Origin of the sequence: Streptomyces sp. S465 (assembly GCF_026898115.1) — a bacterium.
GTDB classification, from domain to species: Bacteria; Actinomycetota; Actinomycetes; order Streptomycetales; family Streptomycetaceae; genus Streptomyces; species Streptomyces luomodiensis.
Genome location: NZ_CP114036.1, coordinates 9,538,880 through 9,562,697 on the forward strand (window position 1 = coordinate 9,538,880; position 23,818 = coordinate 9,562,697).

Genomic DNA, 23,818 nt, shown 5'->3' on the forward strand with positions numbered 1-23,818 from the left:
TGGAGGTTTCCCTCGATGACCACTGTCGGCCCGTCTGGAAAGGTTTCTGCCGGAGGCGCTGTCGACCCGCGCACCGCGATAGCCGTGATCGGCGTCTCCTGCCGGTTCCCGCGGGCGGAAAGCCCGCAGCGGCTGTGGGAGCTGTTGGCGTCGGGCGAGAGTGCCGTCACGGAGGTCCCGCCGGACCGCTGGACAGGTCCGGCCTCCGACGAGGCACCTCGGTGGGGCGCCTTTCTCGACCGGCCGGCGGACTTCGACGCGGGCTTCTTCGGTCTCTCCCCCCGCGAGGCGCCTTTCGTCGACCCGCAGCAACGACTCGTACTGGAATTGGGCTGGGAAGCCCTCGAGGACGCCCGCGTGGTCCCCAGCGAGGTCAGCGGCAGTCGACTGGGCACATTCGTCGGCGTGAACGCGGACGACTACGCGAAGCTGCTGACCCGTCATGCCGAGGCGCTCCGTGCCCACCACACCATGCCGGGCATTCAGCGCGGCGTCATCGCCAACCGGCTCTCCGCTTTCCTCGGCGCCGGCGGCCCGAGTCTCACGATCGACTCCGCCCAGTCCTCCTCCTTGGTGGCCCTGCACCTGGCCTGCGAGAGCCTGCGGTCCGGGGAGTCGGAAATGGCCATCGCGTGCGGCGTCAACCTGCACCTGATGCCGGAAAGTGTGCTGCTCGCCGCAAGCTTGGGCGGTCTCTCGCCGGACGGTCGCTGCTACACGTTCGACGCCAAGGCCAACGGATACGTACCGGGCGAGGGCGGAGGCGCCGTCGTGCTCAAGCCCCTGAGCGCCGCGCTCGAGGACGGAGACCGCATCCTGTGCCTGGTGCGTGGCAGCGCGACCAACCACGACGGCAGGAGCGAGACGCTCACCTCTCCTGCGGTGGGTGCCCAGGTCGACGTCCTCACCCGGGCCTACGAGCACGCCGGCCTGTCCCCGGCCGTCGTCCGCTACGTCGAGCTGCACGGACCCGGAACCCCGGTGGGCGACCCGGTCGAGGCTGCCGCACTGGGAGAGGCCATCGGCCGTCGGCGTCCGGCCGGCCGGCCTCTCGCCGTCGGGTCGATCAAAACCAACATCGGCCACCTGAGCGGCGCGGGCGGTATCGCCGGGTTCATCAAGACCGTCCTGGCCCTCAAGCATCGACTGCTGCCCGCCAGCTTGAACTTCGAGACGCCGAACCCCCGGATTCCCCTGGACGAACTCAACCTCCAGGTGCAGCGGAAACTCAGTCCGTGGCCCGGGGACCCGGCGCCGGACGAGCAACTCGTCGCGGGCGTGAGCTCCTTCGGGATGGGCGGTAGCAACTGCCACGTCGTGCTGTCGGACTGGCGGCCGGAACCGGCGGACGAGCGCACCGGCGGGCGTACCGGACCGGATCTGCCGGTCGTGCCCTGGCTCGTCTCCGGCCGCTCCGAGGAAGCGCTGCGCGGACAGACACGCCGTCTGGCGGGCTATGTCGAGGGCGCCGGTGATGTGGACGTGGTGGATGTCGGTTGGTCGCTGGTGTCGTCGCGGTCGTCTTTCGGGCATCGGGCGGCGGTGGTGGGCAGGGGTCGGGGTGAGCTGGCCGAGGGGTTGTCGAACCTGGCCGGACGGGGCGGCGGACCGGGCGTGGTGTCGGGTTCGGCGGTGGACGGTGCCGTGGGGGTGGTGTTTTCGGGGCAGGGTGCGCAGCGCGTGGGTATGGGCGAGGGGCTGTCGGGTTTCAGTGCGTTCGCTGAGGCGCTGGACGAGGTGTTGGGCGTCTATGACGAGGTCGTCAGCGGTGTGGCCGCTGACGTGCAGCTCCCGGGCGATTTGAGGGATTATTTCGGGGTTGGGGATGGGTTTTCCGCTCGGCTGCGGGAGGTGATGTCCGGAGGGATGGACGGATTGGACGGGACGGGGTGGGCGCAGCCGGCGTTGTTCGCGTTCGAGGTGGCTTTGTGGCGTTTGCTGGGTTCGTGGGATGTGCGTCCCTCGGTGGTGGCGGGGCATTCGCTGGGTGAGTTGGTGGCGGCCTATGTGGCGGGTGTGTGGTCGTTGCGGGATGCGGCTCGGGTGGTGTTGGCGCGTGGGTGGTTGATGCATGGGTTGCCGACCGGCGAGGGCGTGATGGTGGCGGTGGGAGCTGGGGTGGATGCGGTGCGTTTGGGCGGCGGTGTGGAGCTCGCGGCGGTGAACGGTCCGGAGTCGGTGGTGCTCTCGGGGACGGTGGAGCCGGTGTTGGCCGAGGTGGGGCGCTTGGCGGGGTCGGGGGTGAGGACGCGGCGTCTGGCGGTGTCGATTGCGTCTCATTCGGCGTTGATGGAGCCGATGTTCGAGGCGTACGGGCGGGTCGTGGGGTCGGTGGGGTTCCGGGATCAGTCTGTGCCGGTGGTGTCGAGTGTCACAGGGCGGGTGGCCGCTCCGGGGTTGTTGCAGGACCCGGAGTACTGGGTGCGCCAGGTGCGTAGGACGGTGTTGTTCGCCGATGCGGTGACCACGATGCGTGAGCACGGGGTGGCGACCTTCCTCGAGATCGGCCCCGACGCCGTCCTCACCCCCATGATCAAGGAGTCGGTCCGGGCCTGGACCGAGGACGAGCGGACGCGTCCCGACGTCGCCGCCGTCCCGTTCTGCCGCAGGGATCGGGACGAGAGGCATACCGTGACCACTGCGGTGGCTCACCTGTGGGTGCGCGGTGAGGAGGTCGACTGGGAACCGTTCTTCGTGGGCGCCCGACAGGTCGACCTGCCCACCTACGCGTTCCAGCGCGAGCGGTACTGGATCGAGAGCCGGTCGTCACCGGACCGGACGGTCGCCGAACCCACTCGGAAGGTCCTCGAGGCCGACGGGACAAAGGTGGAAACGGCGTTGGACTCCGGGCGCGCCGACGGACACCTCGCCGCCGTTCTGACCGGGCTTTCCGAGCCCGAACAACGTGACGCCATCCTCGACGCGGTGTGCGACCAGGCGGCGTCGGTCATGGAGTACACCGGCCGGGTCGATGCCACGCTGACCTTCAAAGACCTCGGCTTCGACTCGCTGATGGCGCAGGAGCTGGCCGACGGTCTCGCCTCACGCACCGGCCTGCCCCTCGCCGGCCGCCTGGTCTTCGACTACCCGACCCCGCGCGGTCTCGCCCACCACCTCTACGAAGAGATCACCGGAAAGCGACAGGCGGCCGTCACGCGCGTCGCGAAGGCGACAGCGGAGCCGCTGGCCATCGTGGGCATGGCCTGCCGCTACCCCGGCGGGGTGAGCACCCCCGAAGAGCTGTGGCAGCTGGTCGTCACCGGCGAGGACGTCATCTCCGGGTTCCCCACCGACCGGGGGTGGGACCTGGACCGCCTCTACGATCCGGACCCCGGGCACTGGGGCACCAGTTACACACGGAACGGCGGCTTTCTCACCGCAGCCGGTGACTTCGACGCCGAGTTCTTCGGGATCTCGCCGCGTGAGGCGCTGGCGATGGACCCCCAGCAGCGGCTGCTGCTGGAGACGTCATGGGAGGCACTGGAGCGAGCCGGAATCGATCCGCGATCGCTCCGCCAGTCGGCGACCGGCACCTACATAGGCGCCACCACCCACTACTACGGCCCACGTGCTCACCAGGCCGCTGACGGCTTCGCCGGTTACCTGCTGACCGGTAACACGCCGAGCGTGATGTCCGGCCGCATCGCCTACGCGCTCGGACTGGAAGGTCCGGCGGTGACGGTGGATACGGCGTGTTCGTCATCGCTGGTGGCGCTGCACCTGGCCGGTCAGGCGCTGCGTTCGGGCGAGTGCGACCTGGCCCTCGCCGGCGGCGTCACGGTCATGGCCTCCCCGGACATGTTCATCGAATTCAGCCGGCAGCGCGGGTTGTCGGTGGATGGCCGGTGCAAGGCGTTTTCGGCGGGTGCGGATGGTACGGGGTGGGGTGAGGGTGTCGGTGTGCTGGTGGTGGAGCGGCTGTCGGACGCCAGGCGGAACGGGCACCGGGTCCTCGCCGTGGTGCGTGGTTCCGCGGTGAATCAGGATGGTGCGTCGAACGGGCTGGCGGCGCCGAATGGTCCGTCGCAGCAGCGGGTGATCCGGGCGGCGCTGGCGAGCGGGGGACTTGACGCGGGCGAGGTCGACGCTGTCGAGGCGCATGGTACGGGGACGAGGCTGGGGGACCCGATCGAGGCGCAGGCGTTGCTGGCCACGTACGGGCGGGACCGGAGCGGGGATCGGCCGTTGTGGCTCGGGTCGTTGAAGTCGAACATCGGTCATACGCAGGCGGCCGCGGGGGTGGCCGGTGTGATCAAGATGGTGTTGGCGATGCGGCACGGGGTGCTGCCGAAGACGCTGCACGTGGAGAAGCCGACGCCGCAGGTGGATTGGTCGGCGGGCGGGGTGGAACTGCTGGCCGAGGCACGCCCGTGGGTCGGGGATGGCCGTCCGCGGCGGGCGGGTGTGTCCTCGTTCGGGATCAGCGGCACCAACGCACATGTCATCCTGGAAGAAGCCGAAGAGGCCCCGGACGAGCCGGAAGCGCCGGCCGAAGAACCAGGTGACGCCCCCGCTGTCATGCCCTGGGTCCTGTCGGGGAAGAGCAACGCGGCGCTGCGCGGGCAGGCGCGACGGCTCGCGTCCTTCCTGGAGGCGCACCCCGAGGTGTCGCCCGTTGACGTCGGAGTGTCACTGGTCACCTCACGGTCGCTCCACGAGCGGCGCGTGGTGGTGACGGGCGGCTCGCGGGAGGAACTCCTCAAAGCGGTACGGGCCGTGGCCGAGAACACCGCGACGAGCGGTGCGGCGCGAGACGGCGGATCCACGCCCCGCCCCGTGTTCGTGTTCCCGGGGCAGGGGTCGCAGTGGGTGGGAATGGCCCGGGACCTGCTGTCGTCCTCGACGGCGTTCGCCTCACGGATGAGCGAGTGCGCGGTGGCGCTGTCCTCGTTCGTGGAGTGGCCGCTGCTGGAAGTGCTCGACGACGCTGATGCGTTGGAGCGCGTGGACGTGGTCCAGCCGGCACTGTGGGCGGTCATGGTGTCGCTGGCCGAGGTGTGGCGCTCGTACGGTGTCGAACCGGCGGCCGTGGTGGGCCACTCGCAGGGGGAGATCGCCGCTGCGGTGGTGGCCGGCGGCCTGTCGCTGCGGGACGGCGCCCGGGTGGCGGCGCTGCGCAGCCGTGCCATCGGCACCGTGCTGGCCGGGCGCGGCGGGATGGTGTCGGTGGCGTCACCGGTCGACGACGTGCGCCGGCGCGTCGAGGCGTTGAACGGGGCGGCGGCGGTGGCGGCGGTCAACGGGCCGTCGTCCACGGTGGTGTCGGGTACGCCGGAGGCGCTGGACGAACTGCTGGCGAGGTGTGAGCGCGACGGGACGAGGGCGAGTCGTGTGGCGGTGAACTACGCCTCGCACTCCTCGCAGGTCGATGAGGTGCGCGAACGGATCCTCGCCGATCTGGCGCCGGTGGAACCCCGGGCGTTCGCGGTGCCCTTCTTCTCCACGGTCACCGGGGAGTGGCTGGGCGGCGAGCGGGGCCCGGATGCCGAGTACTGGGTGCGCAACCTGCGGCAGACGGTGCGTTTCGAAGCGGCGATCCGGGCGCTGGCCGGAGAGGGCTTCGGGGCGTTCGTGGAGTGCAGCGCCCACCCGGTGCTGACCGCGAGCGTGCAGGAGACGCTGGAGACTGCGGGAAGCGACGCCGTGGTGCTCGGTTCGCTGCGGCGCGACGACGGCGGTGCGCGACGCATGTTCACGTCGCTGGGCGAGGCGTACGTCCATGGTCTGCCGGTGGACTGGACGCGGGCGTACACCGGGTCGGGGGCGCGGCGCGTCGATCTGCCCACGTACGCGTTCCAGCACCGCAGGTTCTGGTGGGAGCCGGACGCCGTGCCCGCAGCGGAGGGCAGCGCGGCCGACGCGGCGTTCTGGCAGGCCGTGGCGGGCGGCGACGCGGAGGCGCTGGCCGGCGCACTGGACGTGGACGACGAGTCGCTGGCGCGCGTGCTGCCCGCCTTGCAGTCCTGGCGGCAGCGGCAGCTCGTGACCTCGACGGTGGACGGCTGGCGTTACCGCACCAGGTGGGTGCCCATGAGCACGGTGCGTCGGCCGGCGCTGTCCGGCACCTGGCTGCTGGTCGCACCGGAGGGCTGCGCCGGGGAGGCCGTCGGGTCGGCCGCGGCCGCGGTGCGGGACCACGGCGGCGCCGTGGTCACGGTCGAGCTGCCCGCCGCGGACGTCCGCGACCGGATCGCCGGCCTGCTGCGAGGTGTTCGGGCGGAGGGCGGCGAGTACAGGGGTGTGCTGTCGCTGCTGTCCCTGGCCGACGGGCCGCCCACCGAGGCCGGGGTCTCCCGGGCGGGCCTGACCGGGACGCTCGCCCTGTTCCAGGCGCTGGGCGACGCGGGGGTGAACGCACCCCTGTGGTGCCTGACCCGCGGTGCGGTGGCCGTGGCGGACAGGGAACAGGTCGGCGGCCACGCCCAGCGGATGGTGTGGGGCCTGGGCCGGATCGTGGCCCTGGAGCACCCGGAGCGGTTCGGCGGCTTGGTGGACCTGCCGGAGCGGTGGGACACGCGCGCGGGTGGCCTGCTGGCGGCGGTCCTGGCCGGTGCCGAGGGCGAGGACCAGGTAGCGATCCGTCCCTCCGGAGTGTTCGCCCGCCGCCTCGCCCGCGCCACGCGTCCCGACCCGCAAGCGGAGTGGCGCCCGCGCGGCACCGTGCTGGTGACGGGTGGTACCGGTGGTCTGGGCGCGCAGGTGGCCCGCTGGCTGGCCCGGTCGGGCGCCGAACACGTGGTGCTGGCCGGCCGCCGTGGAGCAGACGCGCCCGGCGCCTCCGCGCTGCGCGAGGAACTGGAGGCCACCGGCGCGCGGGTGACCATCACCGCCTGCGACGTGAGCGACCGCGCGGCACTCGCCCGGCTCCTCGGTGACGTCTCCGACGGCTGCCCGCTGTCAGCGGTGGTCCACACCGCGGCGGTCCTGGACGACGCGGTCGTGGAGCGGCTGACCCCCGAGCAGATCGACCGCGTACTGCGGGTGAAGGCAGACGGAGCCTGGTACCTGCACGAGCTGACCCACGGCATGGACCTGGACGCGTTCGTGCTGTTCTCCTCCGTGGCGGGCACCCTGGGCGCCTCCGGACAGGGCAACTACGCGCCCGGCAACGCCTACCTCGACGCCCTCGCCGAGCACCGGCACGGCCTCGGCCTTCCCGCGTCCTCGGTGGCCTGGAGCGCGTGGGCCGAAGAAGGCATGGCCGAGGGCGGGATCGGCGCGGTGGCGCGCCGGCACGGCCTGCCGGAGATGGCCCCCGAACTGGCGGTGTCGGCACTGGCGGGCGCGGTGGCCGAAGGCGAGCCCAACGTCGTGATCGCGAACGTCGAATGGAACAGGTTCCATGTGGCGTACACCGCCACGCGCCCCAGCCCTTTCCTGGCCGACCTCCCCGACATACGCCGGCTCGCACAGGCGGCCGATCCCGGCACACACGCGGAGGCCAAGCCCGACGGCCTGGCCGGCAGGCTGGCCGGCCTGGCGACCCGGGCCGAACAGGAGGCGGCGATGCTCGCCGTGGTACGCGAACGCGTGGCATCGGTACTGGGCTACGTGGGAGCCGACGCGGTTGATCCGTCGCGGGCGTTCAAAGACCTCGGCCTTGACTCGGTGACCGCCATCGAGCTGCGCAACCACCTGAACACGGCCACCGGTCTGCGCCTGTCACCCACCTCCGCCTTCGACTTCCCGAACGCCCGCGCGCTCGCGGTCCACCTGTGCGCGGAACTGCTCGCCGACCCGGAGGCGGCGTCTGCCCCGCCCGTGGCCGCCGAGCCGGCGACGGACCAGGACCCCGTGGCCATCGTCGGGATGAGCTGCCGATTCCCCGGTGGCATCCGGTCACCCGAGGACCTGTGGCAAATGCTCGACACGGGCGGGGAGGGCATCACCCCGTTCCCCGACGACCGCGGCTGGGACGTGGAGGCCCTGTACGACCCGGACTCCGGCTCCGGCCGCGCCGGGACGTCCTGTGCCGGCGAGGGCGGCTTCCTCCACGACGCGGGCGACTTCGATGCCGACTTCTTCGGGATTTCGCCGCGTGAGGCGCTGGCGATGGACCCGCAGCAGCGGCTGCTGCTGGAGACGTCCTGGGAGGCGCTGGAGCGGGCGGGCATCGACCCCTCGGCGCTCAGGGGCTCCGGCACCGCCGTCTTCGCCGGGACGAACGGCCAGGACTACCTCGCCATGGGCCCCGACATGCCCGAGGAGGTGACGGGCTACGCCATCACGGGCAACACGGCCAGTGTGCTCTCCGGCCGGGTGGCCTACGCGCTGGGCTTCGAGGGCCCCGCGGTGACGGTGGACACGGCATGTTCGTCCTCGCTGGTGGCCCTGCACCTGGCCGTGCAGTCGCTGCGCACCGGCGAGTGCGCGCTCGCCCTCGTCAGCGGGGTGACCGTCATGGCCACGCCCGGCCTGTTCACCGAGTTCACCCGGCAGGGTGGGCTCGCTCCTGACGGGCGCTGCAAGGCGTTCGCGGCGGCGGCCGACGGTGCCGGCTTCTCCGAGGGCGTGGGCGTACTGGTGGTGGAGCGGCTGTCGGAGGCCCGACGCCAGGGTCACCAGGTGCTGGCGGTGGTACGGGGTTCGGCTGTGAACCAGGACGGTGCCTCCAACGGTCTGACGGCGCCGAGCGGCCCGTCGCAGCAGCGGGTGATCCGGGCGGCGTTGGCGAACGCGGGGCTGACCGCGGGGGAGGTCGACGTTGTGGAGGCGCACGGTACGGGGACGACGCTGGGCGACCCGATCGAGGCGCAGGCGCTGCTGGCCACGTACGGCCGCGACCGGGACGAGGACCAGCCGCTGTGGTTCGGCTCGGTCAAGTCGAACATCGGCCACACCCAGGCGGCGGCCGGGACAGCCGGTGTCATCAAGACGGTGCTGGCCATGCGGCACGGGATGTTGCCCCGGACCTTGCACGTCGATGAGCCCTCGCCGCATGTGGACTGGTCCGCGGGCACGGTGAGGTTGCTGACCGACCCCGTCGCGTGGCCTGAGACGGGCCGACCGCGTCGGGCGGGCGTGTCCTCCTTCGGCGTGAGTGGAACCAACGCCCACGTCATCCTGGAACAGGCACCGGGACGAGCACGGGAACAGACGGCCGGGGCGGACGGCGAGGCCGCGCCGAAGACCCTGGCGATTTCCGCCGGCGGTACCACCCCCTGGGTGTTGTCGGCGAAGTCCGGCGCGGCGCTCCGGGAACAGGCAGCGCGTTTGCTGTCGCTTGCCGACGAGGGCGCCGGCCCGGACGCGGTGGGCATGGGCGATGTCGGTTTCTCGCTGGCGACCACCCGGGCGGTGTTCGACCGACGCGCGGTGGTCCTGGGCACGGATCGCGCCGACATGGCGCGCGGCCTGACCGCGTTGGCGGAGGGACGGGAGGCCCCGGGCGTGGCGCACGGTGCCGTTGCCGGCTCCGACGACAGGGCGGTGTTCGTCTTCCCCGGCCAGGGGTGGCAGTGGGTGGGGATGGCGGTCGAGCTACTGGATTCGTCGCCGGTGTTCGCGGAGTGGATGAGGGCCTGCGCGGCGGCGCTGGCGCCGTCGGTTGAGTGGTCGTTGGTGGATGTGGTGCGAGGTGTCGAGGGGCCGGAGTGGATCGACCGGGTCGACATGGTGCAGCCGGTGATGTGGGCGGTGATGGTGTCGCTGGCGGAGACGTGGCGTTCGGTGGGTGTGGTGCCGTCGGCGGTGGTGGGGCATTCACAGGGGGAGATCGCGGCCGCGGTGGTGGCGGGTGGCTTGTCCTTGGAGGACGGCGCGCGGGTGGTGGCGGTACGCAGCCGCGCACTGCGGGCACTGTCAGGCCGTGGGGCGATGGCGTCGGTGAGTCTGCCTGTAGCAGCGGTGGAGGATCGGCTGGCGGGGGCGTGGGGTGAGCGGTTGTCGGTGGCGGCGGTGAACGCGCCGACGGCGGTGGTCGTGTCGGGTGACGCGGAAGCGGTCGAGGAGTTGCTGGCGGTGTGTGACGCGGAGGGGGTCCGGGCGCGCCGGGTGTCGGTGGATTACGCCTCGCATGGTGCACATGTCGAGGCGATCGAGGCCGAGCTCGAGCGGAGTCTTGCCGGGATCGCTCCACGGCCGTCGTCGGTCCCGTTCTATTCGACGGTGGTGGGCGGTGTGTTGGACACCGCGGAATTGGACGGGCGGTATTGGTATCGGAACGTGCGCGAAAGGGTGCGGTTCGACGACACGGTGCGGGTGTTGCTGGGCGAGGGCTTCCGGGTGTTCGTGGAACCCAGTGGGCATCCGGTGCTGGTGATGAGCGTGGCGGAGACGGCCGACGACTGTGGCGTCGGGGTCGCGGCGGTGGGGTCGTTGCGCCGTGGCGAGGGGGGCCCGGACCGGTTGTTGGCGTCCGTGGCCGAGGCGTTCGTGGGTGGCGCTGGGGTGGATTGGTCGGCGGTGTTCGCGGGGTCGGGCGCGCGGCGCGTGGACGTGCCGACGTACGCGTTCCAGCGCCGGCGGTACTGGCTCGACTCGCGCGTTGCTGCGGTATCTGGTGACGCGGCCTCGGTGGGGTTGGAGCCGACGGAGCATCCGTTGCTGGGGGCGGCGGTGCCGCTGCCCGAGTCGGACGGGTTCCTGCTGACGGGGCGTTTGTCGCTGCGCGACCAGCCATGGCTTGCCGATCACGTGATGCTGGGGCGGGCGGTCGTGCCGGGGTCGGCATGGGTGGAGATGGCCCTGCGGGCGGGGGAGGAAGTGGGGTGTCGCCGGCTGGAGGAGTTGACGCTCGAGGCGCCGCTGGTGCTGCCCGACGAGGGCGCGGTCCAGGTGCAGCTCGCCGTCGGCGGGCCGCGGGAGGAAGACAACGAAGGCCGGCGTGAGCTGAGCGTGTACGCCCGCGGCGGCGGAGGTTCGTGGACGCGTCATGCGCGGGGTGTGCTGAGCGTTGCCGGTGCGGCGGGCGGCTCGGGGGAAGTGAGCGCGTGGCCGCCGGCGGGGGCGGAGACGGTGGAGTTCGCCGGGACGTATGAGCGGTTGGCGGGCCTGGGGCTTGCCCATGGGACGGCGTTTCGCGGGCTGCGGGCGGTGTGGCGCCGAGGAGGGGAAGTGTTCGCCGAGGCGGAGTTGCCGGACGGGGCGAGCACGGGTCGCCTGGCGATGCATCCAGCGTTGCTGGATACGGCGTTGTACGCCTGGCTGGCGTGCGCGGACGGCGCTGGGGGCGGGGTGCGGTTGCCGTTCGCGTGGAGTGGCGTGTCGCTGCATGCGGCTGCGGCTGCGGCTGCGGCGTCGGTGGTGCGGGTGCGGTTGGCGCCGGGGGGTGATGGCGGGCTGTCGGTGACGGTGGTCGATGAGGCGGGGACGCCGGTGGTGTCGGTGGACGCTCTGGTCACACGGCCGGTGCGGGAGGCGGAGTTCGCGGTCGCGGCGGGGGCGGGGGAGTTGGACCGAGTGGAGTGGGTGCCGGCCGCGCCGCGTCTGGCGCCGGAGGGCGGGGTGCGGAGGTGGGCTCTGGTCGGGGAGGACGTCTTCGGGTTGGCTGGGGCGGTGGGGGCGGAGGCCCTTGAGGATCTCGCCGCGCTGAGCGAGCGCGTACCGGATGTGCCGGATGTGGCGGTGGTGTGCGTTGGTACCGCTGTCGGCGAGGGGGTGGTGTCCGCTGCGAGCCGTGCCGGGGACGGGATGCCGGGTGTGGTGCGGGAGTGGTTGGCGCAGGAGGGGTTCGCCGCGTCACGGTTGGTGGTGGTGACGCGGGGTGCGGTGGCCGTGGGGACTGGTGAGGATGTCCGCGATCCGGCAGCGGCCCGGGTGTGGGGGGTGGTGCGCTCCGCGCAGGCCGGGAATCCGGGGCGGTTGGTGTTGATGGACGTGGACGACTCCGCGACGTCGCCTGATGCCCTGCGCCAGGCCGTCCTGGCGGCAGCGGACCAGGTGGCCGTACGTGGCGGCGAGGTGTTCACACCGCGCTCGGCCCGGCCGAAGGGACACCTCCACCGGCCGGCCCCCGTACCGGGCGCCCCCGTCCCCACCCCCACCGAAGCCTCCCGTCCGGAAGGAGCGCCGCTGGTACGGCGTGTGTCGGGCCTCAGCCACGGGGAGCGACAGCGGGTACTGCTCCGGTCGGTCCGGGAACACGCCGCGGCCATCCTCGGCCTCGAGGCAGTGGGATCCGTGGCGCCTGATCGAGGCTTCCTCGACCTCGGCTTCGTCTCGCACACCGCGGTGGAACTGCGCAACCGGCTGAACGCGGCGACCGGGTTGCGGCTGCCCACGACCCTGATCTTCGACTACCCGAGCCCCGCAGCGCTTGCCGAACACCTCGGGAAGGAACTGGCACCTGCTGGGACAACCGGGGACGTGGACACTCTCCTGACCGCAGAGCTCGACAGGCTGGAGGCCACGCTCCTCGGCACGCGCGCCGAGCCGGACGACGCGACGCGCACCATGGTCGCGAGCCGCCTGGAGAGACTCCTGTCCCAGTGGAGCGGCAACCGGGACGGCGCGGCTACGGACGTTCCCGTTCTCGACGGCCCGACACCGGACGGCCCGACACCGGGCGGTCGGACACCGGAGGGCCCGGCACAGGCCGGCTCGGCGCGGAAGGCCCCGGTCAGCATCGCTGATCATTTGGAGTCCGCGGAGGCCGACGACCTCTTCAGCTTCATCGACCAGGAATTCGGACCGTCCTGAACGCACGCTCCCGCACGCCGTACACCAAGCACACGCCGACCACCCAAGCTCCCGAAGCTCCATCCCGTGAGGTATTGATGTCGGACCACGAAAAGCTCCTCGGCTACCTCCGACGGGTGACCGCCGACCTGCATGAGACCCGACAGCGCCTTCGGGAAGTGGAGGCGGCGGCGCGCGAGCCCATCGCGATCGTCGGGATGAGCTGCCGCTACCCCGGCGGGGTGCGGACTCCCGAGGCGTTCTGGGAGCTGCTGGACGGCGCACAGGACGTGATCACGGCCTTTCCCACAGACCGTGGCTGGGACGTCGACGCCCTGTACGACCCGGATCCCGACCGGCCGGGCACCTCCTACACCCAGGAAGGCGGCTTCCTCAGCGACGCGGGGGACTTCGATGCCGAGTTCTTCGGGATCTCGCCGCGTGAGGCGCTGGCGATGGACCCGCAGCAGCGGCTGCTGCTGGAAACGTCGTGGGAGGCCATCGAACGGTCGGGCATCGATCCCGCGTCGCTCAAGGGAAGTCAGGCCGGTGTCTTCATCGGAACCGTCGCCCCGGCCTACGGCCCGCGCCTGCACCGGGCGACCGGCGGTGTCGAGGGCCACCTGATGACCGGCACCGGCCTCAGCGTCGTGTCCGGACGCGTCGCCTTCACCCTCGGCCTGGAGGGCCCCGCGGTGACCGTGGACACGGCGTGCTCCTCCTCGCTGGTGGCCCTGCACCTGGCCGTACGGTCCCTGCGCCAGGGCGAGTGCTCCAGCGCGCTGGTCGGTGGTGTCACGGTCATGGCCACGCCCGGTACCTTCATCAGCTTCAGCCGGCAGCGCGGACTCGCCCCGGACGGACGGTGCAAACCCTTCTCAGCCGCCGCGGATGGCTTCGGGCTTGCCGAAGGCGTCGGCATGCTGTTCCTGGAGCGGCTGTCCGACGCGCACCGCAACGGCCATCCGGTGCTGGCCGTCGTACGCGGTACGGCGATCAACCAGGACGGGGCCAGCAGCGCGTTGTCCGCGCCGAACGGTCCCTCGCAGCAGCGGATGATCCGGGCCGCGCTGGCGAACGCGGGGCTGACCGCCGGGGAGGTCGACGTCGTGGAGGCGCACGGTACGGGCACGACGCTGGGCGACCCGGTCGAGGCGCAGGCGCTGCTGGCCACGTACGGTCGCGACCGGGACGAGGACCGGCCGCTGTGGCTGGGCTCGGTGAAGTCCAACATCGGGCACACCCAGGCCGCCGCGGGCGTGGCCGGTGTGATCAAGATGGTGCTGGCCATGCGGCACGGCGTGCTGCCGCCCACCCTGCACGTCAACGAGCCGTCGCCGCACGTCGACTGGTCGGCCGGCACCATCCGGCTCCTCACCGAGGCCACTCCCTGGCAGCAGGGTGAGGGACCGCGCCGGGCAGGTGTCTCCTCGTTCGGCATCAGCGGCACCAACGCGCACGCCATCATCGAGCAAGCGCCCGGCCTGCCGGAGGGCGAAGCGGACGGCGCATCGGACGACGACGCCGTACCGTCCGCGGCGGCTTCGGCATCGCTCCCGCTGGTCCCGTGGGTGTTCTCGGCCAGATCCGCGGCGGCTCTGCGCGCCCAGGCCGCCCGGCTGCTGGACCACGTGCGAAGGTATCCGGGGGTTGCCGCGGTGCACACCGGTCTGGCTCTTGGGACCACCCGAACCGCCTTCGACCACCGCGCGGTGGTCCTCGCGCCGGACCGCGCGAGCGCGGTACGCGAGCTGGAGAGGTACGTCGCGGGCCACGACACTCCGGGGCTCGTCGCGGGCCTTGCCCGACACGGCACCGCGGTGGCGCTCGTTTTTCCGGGGCAGGGATCGCAGTGGGCCGGGATGGCGGCAGAGCTGTTGGATTCCTCACCGGTGTTCGCGCAGCGGATGGGTGAGTGCGCCATCGCACTGGCGCCGTATGTGGACTGGTCACTGCTGGACGTCCTGCGGCGCACCGACGGGAACGGATGGCTGGACCAGGTGGATGTGGTGCAGCCTGCGTTGTGGGCGGTGATGGTGTCATTGGCCGAGCTGTGGCGTTCGTACGGCGTGGTGCCGGCGGCGGTGATCGGTCACTCCCAGGGGGAGATCGCAGCCGCGTGTGTCGCGGGCGGGTTGTCGTTGGCGGACGCGGCACGGGTGGTGGCGCTGCGGAGCCGGGCGTTGCGGGTGCTGTCGCGCCGAGGCGGCATGGTGTCCGTCGGCCTTCCCGTCGCCAAGGTGCGGGAGCGGCTGTGCGAAGGACTGTCGGTGGCGGCGGTCAACGGGCCCTCGGCGGCGGTGGTGTCGGGTGACGCCGGTGCGCTCGAGGAACTGCTGGCGCGGTGCGAACGTGACGGAGTACGGGCGCGCCGGGTTCCGGTGGATTACGCCTCGCACTCCGCACATGTGGAGGCGATCGAGGAGGAGCTGCTCCGGGATCTCGCGGGGATCACTCCGCGGTTGTCGGCGGTGCCGTTCTATTCGACGGTGACCGGCGGGATGCTGGATACGGCGGAGTTGGATGCCGCCTACTGGTATCGGAATCTGCGGCAGACGGTCCGCTTCGATGAGACGGTACGGGGAGTGCTGGACGAGGGTATCCAGGTGTTTGTGGAGGCCAGCGCCCATCCGGTACTGACTATGGAGATCGAGCAGACAGCTGATGACCACGGAACGCGGGCGACGGTGGTCGGGTCACTGCGGCGTGACGAGGGTGGGCCGGCGCGGTTCGTGCAGTCTGTGGCCGAGGCGTATGTGGGTGGCGCCGGCGTCGATTGGCGGGAGGTTTTCGCCGGTACCGGTGGGCACCGTGTGGACCTGCCCACGTACGCCTTCCAACGTCGCCGCTACTGGCTGGAGTCGGAGGCGACCGAAACCGGTGACGTGTCGTCGGCAGGGCTGGCCTCGGCCGAGCACCCCTTGCTGGGAGCCGCCGTTCCCTTGCCCGACTCCGATGGTCTCCTGTTGACGGGCCGCCTGTCGCTTCGTACCCATGCCTGGCTCGCCGACCACGCGGTGCTGGGCCGTGTCGTCCTGCCCGGCACGGCGTTTGTCGAATGGGCGTTGCGGGCGGGAGACGCCGTCGGATGTGACCGGCTGGAAGAGCTCACCCTCGAGATGCCGTTGGTGCTGCCCGAAGACGGCGCGGTCCAGGTGCAACTGGTCGTGAGCGGGCCGCGGGAGACGGGACACCGCGAATTCGGCGTATACGCCCGCCGCGACGACGCGCCGAGCGAGTCATGGGCGCGTTGCGCGAGAGGCACGCTGACCGCTGTGAGCCCGACAGCGACCTTGGCGGATCTGGGCGTCTGGCCGCCGACCGGCGCCCAGGAGGTCGAGACCGCCGGCCTCTACGAGCGGCTGGCGGCCACTGGGCTGGAGTACGGCCCGGTGTTTCGTGGACTGCGGGCTGCCTGGCGCCGGGGTGATGAGCTCTTCGCCGAAGTGGCGCTGCCGGAGGAGGCGCGAACCCAGGCCGGCCGGTTCGGGGTGCATCCCGCGTTGCTGGATGCGGCGCTCCACGTGTGGTCGGTCCACCACGATACGGACACCGATACGAAAACCGGGGGAGTCCGGTTGCCGTTTGTGTGGAGTGGTGTCTCGCTGTACGCGGTCGGGGCTTCGGTGGTGCGGGTGCGGCTGGTGCCGGCCGGCGATGGTGGGGTGTCGGTCGTGGTGGCCGACGAGGCGGGAGTGGCGGTGGCGTCGGCGGATGCCTTGGTGACGCGTCCGGTGGGGGAGGGGGATTTCGCGGCCTCCGCGGGGGCGGGGGAGTCGTTGTACCGCGTGGAGTGGGTGGCTGCGTCGACGGCCGCGGGCCCGGAGGCCGGGGTACAGGGGTGTGCCGTGGTCGGGGAGGATGCTTTCGGGCTGGTTGAGGTGTTGAGGGCGGAGGGGTTCGCGGATTTCGATGGGATGGGCGAGTGTGCGCCCGATGGTGTGGTGGTGTGTGTTGGTTCCGCCCGTGATCGGGGTGTCGTGCCGGGGGTGACCGCGGCGGTCGACCGGGTGCTGTGCTTGGTACAGCAGTGGTTGGCGGAGGAGCGGTTCGCCGGGTCGCGGTTGGTCGTGGTGACGCGGGGTGCGGTGGCGGTCGAGGCCGGCGAGGATATGCGCGATCTGGCCGCGGCCCCGGTGTGGGGACTGGTGCGCTCGGCGCAGGCCGAGCACCCGGGGCGGTTGGTCCTGCTGGACGTGGACGATGCCGACGCTTCGCTGGACGCCCTGCCCGGGGCGGTGCTGACCGGGGAACCCCAGATGGCCGTGCGCAGGGGTGCGGTTCTGGTGCCGCGCCTGACTCGAGGCCCGGCGAGCGGGGTGTTGGCGCCCGTGGACACGGGGCAGCCATGGCGGCTGGAGCCTTCGCGGGAGCGGACGCTGGAGGGGTTGACCCTGGCGACGGCTGAGGACGCGGGTCGTGAACTGGGCGAGGCCGAGGTGCGCGTCGCCGTACGCGCGGCAGGACTGAACTTCCGCGATGTGCTCCTCTCACTGGGCATGTATCCCGACCACCAGGCGCTGATGGGAAGTGAAGGAGCCGGTGTGGTGGTGGCCACCGGCCCGGGGGTCGAGTCCTGCGCCGTCGGTGATCGGGTGATGGGTCTGTGGACCGGCGGTTTCGGGCCGCTGGTGGTGGCGGACCACCGCACCCTGACCCGGATCCCGGACGGCTGGTCGTTCACTGAAGCCGCGTCTGTTCCGGTCGCGTTTGTGACGGCGCTGTACGCGTTGCGCGAGCTGGCGGGTGTGCGGCCCGGTGAGTCGCTGCTGGTGCACTCCGCGGCCGGTGGGGTGGGGATGGCGGCGGTGCAACTGGCGCGGGTGTTCGGCCTCCGAGTCTTCGCCACCGCCAGCCCCGGTAAGTGGGACGTGTTGCGCTGCCTGGGAGTCGACGACGGACATCTGGCGTCGTCGCGGTCGGTGGAGTTCGAGCAGCGGATCCGCTCGGCATCGGGTGATCGTGGTGTTGATGTCGTGCTGAACTCCCTGGCGGGTGAGTACGTCGACGCCTCGCTGCGGTTGCTCGGCGAGGGCGGGCGTTTCATGGAGATGGGGAAGACGGACGTGCGGTCCGCTGACGAGGTGTCAGCGGCGCACCCCGGTGTGGCATACCGGGCGTTCGACCTGGTGGAGGCGGGGCCGGAGCGCATCGGGGAGATGCTCACCGAGATCGTCGGCCTTTTCGAACAGGGTGCGCTCAAGCGGTTGCCGACGCGGGTGTGGGATGTGCGCCGGGCGGGTGAGGCGTTTCGGTTTATGCGTCAGGCACGGCATGTGGGGAAATTGGTGTTGAGCGTTCCGGCCGCCCTGGATCCGGAGGGTGTGGTGCTGGTGACGGGGGCGGGGGGCATGTTGGGTGGTTTGGTGGCTCGGCATCTGGTGGCCGAGCGTGGGGTGCGCCACCTGCTGCTGGTCAGTCGTCGTGGCTCGGCGGGCGAGGGCATGCCGGAGCTTGAGACGGAGCTGACCGGCATGGGTGCGTCGGTGACCGTCGCCGCATGCGATGTGGCGGATCGCGACGCACTGGCGGAGGTGCTGACGCGGTTGCCCGGTGGCCGTGGTGTGACGGGCGTGGTTCATGCTGCGGGGGTGTTGGACGACGGGACGGTGGCGTCGCTGACGCCGGAGCGGGTGGACGCGGTGTTGCGGGCGAAGGTGGCGGGGGCATGGAACCTGCATGAGCTGACGCGCCGGCATGATGTCGCGCTGTTCGCGTTGTTCTCGTCGGCTGCTGGTGTGCTGGGGTCGGCGGGGCAGGCGAATTACGCGGCGGCGAACACGTTTCTGGACGGGCTCGCCGCGCATCGTCGTGCTGCGGGTCTGGCCGGCGTGTCGTTGGCGTGGGGCATGTGGGCTGAGCGTTCCGGTATGACGGAGCACCTCGGCGAGGCTGATGTGTCGCGGATGGCGCGGGTCGGTGTGGTGCCGTTCTCGTCCGACGAGGGGTTGCGGCTTTTCGACGCGGCGCATGCGCTGGCGGAGAGCCTGGTGGTACCCGCCCGGCTGGACACCGGGGTCCCGGCCGCCTCCGGCGCGGCGGTACCCGCCATGCTCGAGGGACTCATCCGGCGGCCGATCCCCGCGCGGCGCACGCCCCTGCACGCCGAGCCGGCCGGCCCGGCCGACAAGGCCGCCGAATGGCGGCGGCGGCTGCTCGGGATGAGCCTCGCCGACCGCGGCCACACCGTGCTGGAGCTTGTCCATGCGCAGGTGGTGGCCGTGCTGGGGCACGCCACGCCTGACGCGGTCGAGTCCGACCGGGCGTTCAAGGAGCTTGGCCTGGACTCCCTGACGGCGGTCGAACTGCGCAATCTGCTGAGTGCGACGACCGGGCTGCGCCTGCCCGCCACGCTGGCCTTCGACTACCCGAACAGCAGGACACTGAGCCAATACATCCTGGCCCAACTGGTGGGGCAGGCCGACGCCGACGGCGCGGCGGCGACGTCCCCGGCCGGCGGAAGCGATGGCGTGCCCGACGATGACCTCATCGCGATCGTCGGGATGAGCTGCCGCTACCCGGGCGGCGTGGCGTCCCCGGAGGAATTGTGGCAGCTCGTCGTCTCCGGTGGGGACGCCATCGGCGGACTGCCCACCAATCGTGGATGGGATCTAGGCGGCATCTACGACCCGGACCCCGACGCGCCCGGCAAGACGTATGCGCGTGAGGGCGGGTTCCTCTACACCGCAGGCGAGTTCGACGCGGAGTTCTTCGGGATCTCACCGCGTGAGGCGTTGGCGATGGACCCGCAGCAGCGTCTGTTGCTGGAGACCTCGTGGGAGGCGCTCGAACGCGCCGGGCTGGTCGCGTCGTCGCTGCGTGGCAGCAGCACCGGTGTCTTCGTCGGGTCCCACTACCAGGAGTACGGCCCGCGGCTGCACGAGGCGGTGGAGGGTTCCGAAGGCCACCTGATGACGGGGGCCGCGGCCAGCGTCCTGTCCGGGCGCGTGGCGTACGCCTTCGGTTTCGAGGGGCCCGCGGTGACGGTGGACACGGCGTGTTCGTCGTCGCTTGTGGCCTTGCACCTGGCGGTGCGGTCGCTGCGTCAGGGCGAGTGCGACCTGGCGCTGGCCGGCGGTGTCGCCGTCATGCCCCATCCCGGCCCGTTCATGGGTTTCAGCAGGCAGCGCGGTCTGGCACTCGACGGGCGGTGCAGGGCGTTCGCGTCGGCCGCGGACGGGACGTCGCTCGCCGAGGGGGTGGGGGTGCTGGTGGTGGAGCGGTTGTCCGATGCTCGGCGGCGGGGGCATCGGGTGTTGGCGGTGGTGCGTGGCTCTGCGGTGAATCAGGATGGTGCGTCGAATGGGTTGACGGCGCCCAACGGTCCGTCGCAGCAGCGGGTGATTCGGGCGGCGTTGGCGGACGCGGGGGTGTCGGCGGCGGACGTGGACGCGGTGGAGGCGCATGGTACGGGGACGAGGCTGGGGGATCCGATTGAGGCCCAGGCGTTGCTGGCGACGTATGGGCGCGAACGGGGGAGCGGGGGGCGGCCGTTGTGGTTGGGGTCGTTGAAGTCCAATATCGGGCACACCCAGGCGGCTGCTGGTGTGGCAGGCGTGATCAAGGTGGTGCTCGCGCTGCGGCACGGTGTGCTGCCGCCCTCACTGCACATCGACGAGCCGACGCCGCACGTGGATTGGTCGGCCGGTGGGGTGGAGCTGTTGCGGGAGGCGGTGGAGTGGCCTGAGAGGGGAGGACCGAGGCGTGCGGGTGTGTCGTCGTTCGGGATCAGCGGGACGAATGCGCACGTGATCGTGGAGCAGGCTCCGCAGGAGGAGCGTGTGCAGGCGCCGGCGGATGAGGCAGGTGTGGTGGCGTGCGTGGTTTCCGGACGGTCGGAGGTGGCGCTGCGTGCGCAGGCGGAGCGTTTGGCGGAGTTCGTACGCGCTGATGACGGCTTGTCGCCGGCGGAGGTGGGGGCGTCGCTCGTGACGTACCGGTCGGTGTTCGAACACCGCGGTGTGGTGCTGGCTGCGGGGCGTGATGGGCTGCTGGCGGGCTTGGCGGCCTTGTCGTCGGGGAAGCCGGCGGCTGGTGTGGTGCGCGGCGCTGTCCTTCCCGGGAAGTCGGCGGTGCTGTTCTCGGGGCAGGGCAGCCAGCGCATCGGCATGGGGCGAGGGCTGTACGAGGCGTTCCCGGTCTTCGCGGAGGCTTTCGACGCGGTGTGCGCGCGGTTCGACGCCCTGCTGGAGCGGTCGTTGCGGGAGGTGGTGTTCGGGGACGTGGACGCGTTGGCCCGGACGGAGTTCACCCAGTGTGGGCTGTTCGCGGTCGAGGTGGCTTTGTTCCGGTTGGTGGAGTCGTGGGGTGTGCGGCCGGATTTCGTGGCTGGTCACTCGCTGGGGGAGGTGGTGGCCGCCTGTGTGGCGGGGGTGCTGTCGCTGGAGGACGCTTGTGCGCTGGTGGCGGCTCGGGGCCGGTTGATGGGGGAGTTGCCGGTGGGCGGGGCGATGGTGTCGGTGCGGGCGGCCGAGGCGGAGGTGTTGCCGGCCCTGGCGCGGTATGCGGACGAGGTGAGCGTCGCGGCGGTCAACAGCCCCGGATCCGTCGTGCTCTCGGGAAGGGAAGCGGCGGTGGCCGAGGTGGTAGGGGTGTTGGAGGAACGGGGCGTGGAGGCGAAGCGGCTGAGGGTGTCGCACGCCTTCCACTCGCCGTTGATGGAGCCCATGCTCGGCGCGTTCCGCGAGGTGGTGGAGGGGCTCTCCTTCCATGCGCCGCGCATTCCGGTGGTGTCGAACGTGACGGGCGCGGTGGCCTCGGCCGACGAGTTGTGCGTGCCTGATTACTGGGTGCGGCATGTGCGGGAGACGGTGCGCTTCGCCGATGGGGTGGCGGCCCTGGCCGGACAGGGAGTGACGACGTATCTCGAACTCGGTCCCGACGGGGTGCTCTCCGGGATGGGGCAGGAGTGCCTGCCCGATGCGGTGTTCGCGCCGGTCCTGCGGAGGAACGTGGACGAGACCAGCTCCGTCGTCGACGGGCTCGCCCAGGCGTACGTGCGGGGCGTGGCGGTGGACTGGGCCGCCGTCATCGCTGCCGGCGGCTCGTCGCCGCGACGCGTGGACCTGCCCACGTACGCCTTCCAGCGGGAGCATTTCTGGCTGCGCTCGGCCGCCGGGACCGCTGCGACGACAGCCGGTGACGCGGTGCCCGGGGGCCCGGCGGACGCCGGTTTCTGGGAGGCGGTGGAACGTGGTGACGCACGCGCGCTCGCGAGCGAGCTGTCGGTCGAGGACGGAGACGGTGCTGGTGAGTCGCTGGCGGCGGTACTCCCGGTGCTGTCGGCGTGGCGGCGGCGTCAGCGGGAGCTGGCATCGGTGGACGCCTGGCGCTACCGGGTGGCGTGGTCGCCGGTGGCCGGTGGGACGGGCACGCTGACGGGGGCGTGGCTGGTGGTCGTCCCCGAGGGGCACACCCGGGATGCGTGGGTGGCGCACGTCGTGGAGGCGGTGGCGGGGCGCGGGGCGTTCCCCGTGGTCGTGGAGCTGGCGTCGAGCGCCACGGACGCCGACGCGGTGGCCGGACCGTTGCGCGCGGCGCTGGCACGGGCCGGTGACGCGGGAATCGTCGGAGTGCTGTCGTTGCTGGCGCTCGCGGAGGGACGGCACGCGGTGTACGGGTCGGTGCCGCTGGGGGTGGCGTTGACGCTGGCCATGGTGCAGGCGGCGGGCGAGGCGGGGGTGCGCGCCCCGGTGTGGTGCGTCACGCGCGGGGCCATGTCCGTGAACGGTGCGGAACGGGCGCGGAACACAGAGCAGGCCGGGGTGTGGAGCCTGGGACGTGTGGTCGGTCTGGAGACCCCGGACCGTTGGGGCGGGGTGGTGGACCTGCCGGATGTGCTGGACGGGTGGGTCACGGATCGTCTGGCATGGGTGCTCGCCGGCGGCTCGGGCGAGAGCGAAGTGGCGGTCCGAGGCGCGGGTGTGTTCTGCCGCCGCGTGGTGCGGGCCGCCGCGGGTGGACGTCGTGGCGCGGGGTGGCGGCCCTCGGGGACCGTGTTGGTCACGGGCGGTACGGGAGCGTTGGGCAGGCACGTGGCGCGGTGGCTGGCGCACGCCGGCGCTGAGCGCTTGGTTCTCGTCTCCCGCCGCGGTCCCGGGGCCGACGGGGCGGACGACGTGCGCAAGGAACTGGAGGGGCTGGGTACGCGGGTGGAGCTGGTGGCCTGCGATGTGGGTGACCGAAGGGCCGTCGCTGAGCTGGTGGCGGGCGTGACAGCGCAGGCGCCGTTGACAGGAGTCGTGCACACGGCCGGGGTCCTGGACGATGGTGTGCTGGAAGGGCTGACCGTGGAGCGGTTCGAGGAGGTCCTGCGGTCGAAGAGCGAGGCGGCGTGGAATCTGCACGAGGTCACGCGGGACTTGGGGCTCTCGGCGTTCGTGCTGTTCTCCTCGTTCGCGGGCGTCGTGGGTTCTGCCGGGCAGGCGAACTACGCGGTGGCCAACGCGCTTGTGGACGCGCTGGCCGAGCAGCGGCGGGCTGAGGGACTGACGGCCACCTCGGTGGCGTGGGGGCCATGGGCGGACGAAGGCATGGCCGTCAGCAGCAGCGAGGCCGGCCGCAACGTCCGGCGCAGCGGTCTGGCCCCGATGGATCCGCGGTCGGCACTCAGGGCGATGGAGCGGTCACTGGCGGAGGGCGAGAGCTCCGTCGTCGTCGACGCCGACTGGCATCGCTTCGCCCTTGCGTTCGAGGCCCGCCCCTTGGAACGGCTGCTCAGCGGCATTCCAGAAGTGCGGCAGCTCATGACTGACGCGGCCGACCACACCGACGCGACGCGGGCCGAGGATCCGGCCGCCCTCGCCAGACGCCTGCGATCCCTGCCCGAGACCGAACGGAGCCGGGAGCTGCTGGAACTGGTGCGCGCCCATGCCGCCGCCGTGCTGGGGCACACCGGCGTGGACGCGATCGCCCCTGGCCGCCGCTTCACGGAGATGGGATTCGACTCCCTGACCGCCATGCGCCTGCGCAACCGGCTCGGCGCGGCCACGGGCATCCAGCTCACCGCCGCGACGGTGTTCGCCCACGCCACGCCGACCGCTCTGGCCGACCACCTGCTCGCCACGTACGCGGCTCCCCCCAAGCGACCGAGGCCCCGGCTGCGGCCACGAGACCGAGCATGACGGCGCCGGTCGCTCGGCGCGGCGCACCGGATGCGCCAGGGGGCGGCTCCCACCGGCCGAATCCCGCGTGGTCCCGA

2 protein-coding genes are annotated in these 23,818 nt (G+C 71.9%); both read left to right on the forward strand.

Annotation, left to right across the window (positions count from 1 at the left end):
• Positions 1–15 precede the first annotated feature (15 nt).
• Positions 16–12,639 carry a type I polyketide synthase gene (locus tag N6H00_RS39720; RefSeq protein WP_268976770.1) on the forward strand — a complete coding sequence of 4,208 codons (12,624 nt, stop codon included), beginning with the start codon at positions 16–18 and terminating at the stop codon, positions 12,637–12,639.
• Positions 12,636–23,741 carry a type I polyketide synthase gene (locus N6H00_RS39725; protein WP_443073268.1) on the forward strand — a complete coding sequence of 3,702 codons (11,106 nt, stop codon included), beginning with the start codon at positions 12,636–12,638 and terminating at the stop codon, positions 23,739–23,741. The genes N6H00_RS39720 and N6H00_RS39725 overlap by 4 nt, the downstream gene beginning before the upstream one ends.
• The last annotated feature ends 77 nt before the right edge of the window (positions 23,742–23,818 follow it).